Consider the following 5,379-nt stretch of genomic DNA (forward strand, 5'->3'; position numbering starts at 1 on the left):
CCTTACAGGGGGCATTCTCAAAAGCCACCTTCTCAGAAGGTGGTCTTTTACTTATCGGTTTTCCCAGGGAGCTTAAGCCGTGGCGGTATCGCTGGCTTTTGCCGTTTTATCATCGTCCTGGGTCATGCGGTTCAGCTTCGGCGCCGTCAGCAGCATCAGGATAGCGATAACGCCGGTTGCGACACCGATATGCAGGAACACACGGCCGTAAACTTCCAGCGACATCAGCGGGTCAGTGACGTTGTCCGGTACTGCCATCATGTTCGCAACGTAGCCGCCGATCAGGTTAGCGCCAGCGGTTGTCAGGAACCAGCTGCCCATGATGAAGCCCATCAGGCGCTGCGGAACCAGCTGCGCAACCATCGCCAGGCCCAGGCCGGAGATCATCAGTTCGCCGATACTCTGCAGACCGTAGCTAATCACCAGCCAGCTGACGTTGACGATACCCGCATCGCTGGCGAACTTCGCGCCCAGCGGCAGCACGAGGAAGGCGCCGGAGCACAGGACCATACCAATAGCGAACTTCATCGGCATTGGCAGGGTGTCGCCCATCTTGTTGTAAATGGCGGCAAGAATCGGGCTACCGATAATGATCCAGAACGGGTTCAGCGCCTGATACTGTTCAGGTTCAAAAGCGATACCCAGCAGAGAGTGTTCAACGTTGCGAATAGCAAAGAAGTTGAGGGAGGTCGGCATCTGGCTATACAGCACAAAGAAGATTATCGCCTGCAGCATCAGAATAAACGCAACGATCATTTTGCGACGCGGCGCGCCGTGCATCGCAAAGGCCTCTTTAGCAAAGATAACGATGATGCCCAGAGCAACCACGCCCAGCGCCATACGTGCAATGCCCTGGTTGTGCAGCAGCCAGGTAGCAATCGCGACCAGAACGACCACGCCAACGATAGTGGCCAGCAGTTTGCCCACGTGCACCGGTGCGAAGTCAGGTTTGGAACCGTACTGCTTAACCCAGCGCTGGCAGAAAGCGAAGTTGACGATGGTGATCACCAGGCCTACAAAGCTCAGAGCGAAAGCGACGCTCCAGCCGAATTTTGCCGCCAGCCACGGTGTCGCCAGCATAGAGAAGAAGGAGCCGATATTGACGGACATATAGTACATGGTAAATGCACCGTCCAGACGCGGATCGTTCTTTTCATAGCAGGTCGAGAGCAGGGAAGAGGGGTTAGCCTTAAACAGGCCATTACCCACGGCAATCGTTGCCATCCCCATATACACGATGCCCGCATCGTGTCCGGACCACGCGACCAGGCCGTAGCCGATAGCCAGAACGATGGCGCCGAGCATAATGACGCGCTTGGTGCCGAGCACCTTGTCGCCCAGCCAGCCGCCAATCGCCACCAGACCGTATACCAGGGCGCTAAAGGAGGAGAACAGAGTGATAGAATCCGCTTCTGACATACCCAGCTGTTTAACCAGGTAAACGGCCATAATCCCTTGCAGGCCGTAGAAACCAAAACGCTCCCATAGCTCAATAGAGAAGATGAGATAGAACGATCGTGGTTGTTTGAAAGCGTTTAAACTCACGCTCTCCGTTGGTTTATTGTTTGCAGTAGACACAAATACCTCTTTTTTTACATCCCATATTAACGGGGGGTGCTCGGGGCGCAATCTTCGCAGACCGCCGCCTTTATAGTTATTCTGGAGGGAAAACGGCAGGTAATGTTCACTATCCTGTGCCATCAGGCAATAGCTTTGCAATAATCTGTTACACATATCCTGAGCGTTATAATACACCGGACATATAAATGTTATGCAGAGTTAAATTTCAGCGTTTCGTTAATGGCAGCGTTTTTATCTGTCAGAATCGGAAAGTTTTCGCATAAAGGCCATATGTTCTGCTGTTTGCGCTTGCATCCAGTGATATAGCCCAAAATCCTAAAAAATGATGGGTTATTGTGTTGGTATTTAAGTTGGGGGTATTTAAATCAACAGGTTTGCGTATTAATAAGTTAACAACAAAGCAACAAGAAATTGACTCAGTGATCTGGATCACAAATGTATAGAAATTTTGCCTCTGAAAAAAATGAATAAGCTGATCGATGGTTATATAGCGGAATAATAAGCCATAAGAAGGCTAAATCGATGGCGTGAACATCGGAAAATGGGGTATGCACCAGAGCCATGACTTATGAAGGGTTATGGCTCCGGTAGGGTCAGGAGTAGACCTTCTCTTTAAACTCGCAAAGATCTTCAATCAGGCAGGAACCGCAGCGCGGTTTACGGGCGATACAGGTATAACGGCCGTGCAGAATCAACCAGTGATGGCAGTCCACTTTGAATTCCGCCGGAACCACCTTTAACAGCTTCTCTTCCACCTGTTCAACGTTTTTACCAGGCGCAAATTGTGTCCGGTTGCAAACGCGGAAAATGTGCGTATCGACGGCGATTGTCGGCCAGCCGAAGGCGGTGTTCAACACGACGTTAGCGGTTTTGCGCCCGACGCCGGGAAGCGCCTCAAGCGCGGCTCTGTCTTCCGGTACTTCGCCGTTATGCTGCTCAAGCAGGATCCGGCAGGTCTTAATGACGTTTTCTGCTTTACTGTTGAACAGGCCGATGGTCTTAATGTACGACTTGACGCCCTCTACGCCCAGCGCCAGCATCGCCGCCGGCGTGTTGGCGACCGGGTAGAGTTTCGCCGTAGCTTTATTGACGCTAACGTCGGTAGCCTGCGCCGAGAGCAGCACGGCGATCAATAATTCAAACGGCGAGTTAAAATTCAGCTCCGTAGTGGGGTGCGGGTCGTTATCCCTGAGCCTGGTGAGGATCTCCAGGCGTTTACTCTTGTTCATCCTATGCTTTTCCCGTCACATCAGAGGGCGCAACGATCCCGGCCTGCGCCGCTTTGGCTTTGCGCTGTTTGCTACGTTCATCAATGAGGTATTTTACCGCCAACATCATGCCGAGGCCAATAAATGCGCCCGGCGGCAGCATTGCCAGCAGGAACGGCGTATCGGTATGAAATACTTCTATACGCAGAACCTTTGCCCAGCTGCCGAGCAGGCTATCGGCACCATCAAACAGGGTACCGTTGCCGAGAATTTCCCGCATCGAGCCGAGGACAAACATCGCGCAGGTCGCCCCCATGCCGATGGAAAAACCATCCAGCGCCGATAGCGCCGGGCCTTTTTTCGCGGCAAAGGCCTCAGCGCGCCCGACCACAATGCAGTTGGTGACGATAAGCGGGATAAAAATCCCCAGAGACTGATAAAGGCCGAACGCATAAGCGTTGATCAGCATCTGGACGACGCTCACCACCGAAGCGATGATCATAACGTAAATCGGAATACGGATTTCCGCCGGCGTCCAGCGACGCAGGCTGGAAATGGTCAGGTTAGTCAGGGTAAGAACCAGCGTCGTCGCCAGCCCAAGCCCAAGAGCGTTGGTGGCGGTAGAGGTCACGGCGAGCAGAGGACACATCCCCAGCAGCTGAACCAGCGCGGAGTTGTTTTTCCACAGCCCCTGAACAATAACGTCTTTTACTTCGCTCATGGTCTAGTCTCCACAGGGAGTGAAAGCAGAAATCTGCGCGGGCAGAGTTTGCGCATACAGGCCCGCGCGCTTGACGGCATTGACCACCGCGCGCGGAGTAATGGTAGCCCCGGTAAACTGATCGAAATCGCCGCCATCTTTTTTCACGGCCCAGTGGCTATCGTTTTGCCCATGAATCACTTTATCGGCAAAGAGGGTGATCCAGTCAGAAATTCTAAGCTCGATCTTATCGCCCAGGCCCGGCGTCTCATGATGCTCGGTGACGCGGGTACCCAGCACGGTACCTTTAAAGTCGGCGGCAACCAGTAGCTGAATGGCTCCTGAATAGCCGTCCGGCGCGGTAGCTTCCATCACCGCTGCAACCGCTTTATCGCCATTCTGAGCAATCCAGACCTTATGCTCGCCTTTTCCCAGCTCCGGCGCGGTTACCCGATAACAGCTTTTCAGCAAGTCGTTATTATATAAATTGGCCGGCATAACCTGGTCGAATAAGGCTTTTTGCTGCTGGGCGGCCTGGTCTTCTATGGTGCTTTTAGTCAGTTCGTTAATGGCGGCCGTCAGCCCGGTCGAACCCGCAGCAAAGAGGGCTAGCGTGATGCCGTGTTTACGCATGCTTTGTAACATGTTCGGGTCCTCAGCGGTGGCCGTACGCGCGCGGGCGCGTGTAATAATCGATCAAGGGAACGGTAATATTAGCCAGCAGAACGGCAAAGGCGACGCCATCCGGGTAGCCGCCAAAGCTGCGAATTAGCCACACCAGTAACCCCGCCAGCGCGCCGAAGATCAGGCGACCGCGATTGGTGGTGGAAGCGGTCACCGGGTCCGTCAGGATAAAGAAGGCGCCCAGCATGGTGGCGCCGGAGAGCAGATGAATTTGCGGTGAGGCAAGGCTTTCTGGTGAGAATAGCCATCCCAGGGTGGCGCAAACGGCAAGGCTCAGCAGGAAGCTCAGCGGAATATGCCAGCGAATGGCTTTTTGCCATAGCAGGAACAGACCGCCCGCCAGATAAGCCACGTTAACCCACTGCCAGCCGAGACCGGCCAGTGCGCCGCCGTAGACAGGATACTGGAGGATCTCTTGCACCGCATGACCGGCATGGAGCGAGGTTTTGAAGGTATCCAGCGGCGTTGCCTGACTGATGCCGTCAATGCCCATTCGCAGGCTGTTCATGTCTCCACCGCTCGCCGTATGGCCAGTGAAAATCATCCGCAGCGCGTCGCTAAATCCGGGAACATTGGCGGCTATCTCATGCGGCGGGAGCCAGGAGGTCATCTGCACCGGGAAAGAAATTAGCAGCACCACGTAGCCAATCATTGCCGGGTTAAAAGGATTGTGACCCAGTCCACCGTACAGCTGTTTGGCGATAATCACCGCAAACGCAGTGCCCAGCACGACCATCCACCACGGCGCAAAAGGCGGAATACTGATCGCCAGCAGCAGGCCGGTCAGCAGCGCCGAGTTATCGGCAAGAATCGCCGGGATATTTTGTTTGCGCAGTTTAAGAATGGCCGCTTCGGCTCCCCACGCCGTGACGGCGGCGAGGATAATTTGCAGTACGGTACCCCAGCCGAAAAACCAGGTCTGAACCACAATACCGGGTACGGCGGCGAGCAGCACCAGCAGCATAATCCGCGAAGTCTGGCGCTGATTGTGGGTGTAGGGGGAACTTGCGATTCTGAAAACCATTTAATCCTCGTTAACTGCCTGCCGGGACGCTTTCCGGGCCTGAACGCGGGCGATTGCTTCAGCGACTGCCGCTTTGCGGCCGTCATCATTGGCTGCCGACGGGGGAACTGCTTGTTGCTGTTGTTCTGCTTTGCGCGCTTTGGCGCGGGCGATCGCGGCCTCGACGGCGGCCTTGCGCGGGT

General features: G+C 54.7%; 6 protein-coding genes. All 6 read right to left on the reverse strand.

The window, feature by feature from the left end:
- Positions 1-72: 72 nt before the first annotated feature.
- On the reverse strand, positions 73-1,578 hold the full coding sequence (gene dtpA / locus ABLV11_RS06820; RefSeq protein WP_024274267.1) for a dipeptide/tripeptide permease DtpA: 1,506 nt from the start codon (positions 1,576-1,578) through the stop codon (positions 73-75).
- Positions 1,579-2,174: 596 nt separating this feature from the next.
- Positions 2,175-2,810 carry an endonuclease III gene (gene nth / locus ABLV11_RS06825; protein ID WP_004102645.1) on the reverse strand — a complete coding sequence of 212 codons (636 nt, stop codon included), beginning with the start codon at positions 2,808-2,810 and terminating at the stop codon, positions 2,175-2,177.
- Between the two features lies 1 nt (position 2,811).
- The gene (locus ABLV11_RS06830; protein ID WP_004113426.1) at positions 2,812-3,510 is read right to left on the reverse strand and encodes an electron transport complex subunit E; all 699 of its coding nucleotides are present in this window, start codon (positions 3,508-3,510) and stop codon (positions 2,812-2,814) included.
- A 3-nt stretch (positions 3,511-3,513) separates the two neighbouring features.
- Positions 3,514-4,134, reverse strand: a complete 621-nt coding sequence (gene rsxG / locus ABLV11_RS06835) for an electron transport complex subunit RsxG (RefSeq protein ID WP_004102641.1) — start codon at positions 4,132-4,134, stop codon at positions 3,514-3,516.
- A 10-nt stretch (positions 4,135-4,144) separates the two neighbouring features.
- A complete protein-coding gene (rsxD, locus tag ABLV11_RS06840; RefSeq protein ID WP_224330209.1) occupies positions 4,145-5,197 on the reverse strand; it encodes an electron transport complex subunit RsxD in 1,053 nt (350 codons plus the stop codon).
- The coding region (locus ABLV11_RS06845) for an electron transporter RnfC (protein ID WP_348855239.1) at positions 5,198-5,379 on the reverse strand (182 nt) is incomplete at its 5' end. It lies immediately after the preceding gene.

It is taken from the genome of Klebsiella sp. GW_Kp181, from assembly GCF_040062315.1.
Taxonomy (GTDB): Bacteria; Pseudomonadota; Gammaproteobacteria; order Enterobacterales; family Enterobacteriaceae; genus Klebsiella; species Klebsiella oxytoca.

What these genes read in the sequence shown, in the direction of transcription:
- nth (WP_004102645.1), bottom strand. Translation starts at nt 2,810, where the DNA reads ATGAACAAGAGTAAACGCCTGGAGATCCTCACCAGGCTCAGGGATAAC.
- ABLV11_RS06830 (WP_004113426.1), bottom strand. Translation starts at nt 3,510, where the DNA reads ATGAGCGAAGTAAAAGACGTTATTGTTCAGGGGCTGTGGAAAAACAAC.
- rsxG (WP_004102641.1), bottom strand. Translation starts at nt 4,134, where the DNA reads ATGTTACAAAGCATGCGTAAACACGGCATCACGCTAGCCCTCTTTGCT.
- rsxD (WP_224330209.1), bottom strand. Translation starts at nt 5,197, where the DNA reads ATGGTTTTCAGAATCGCAAGTTCCCCCTACACCCACAATCAGCGCCAG.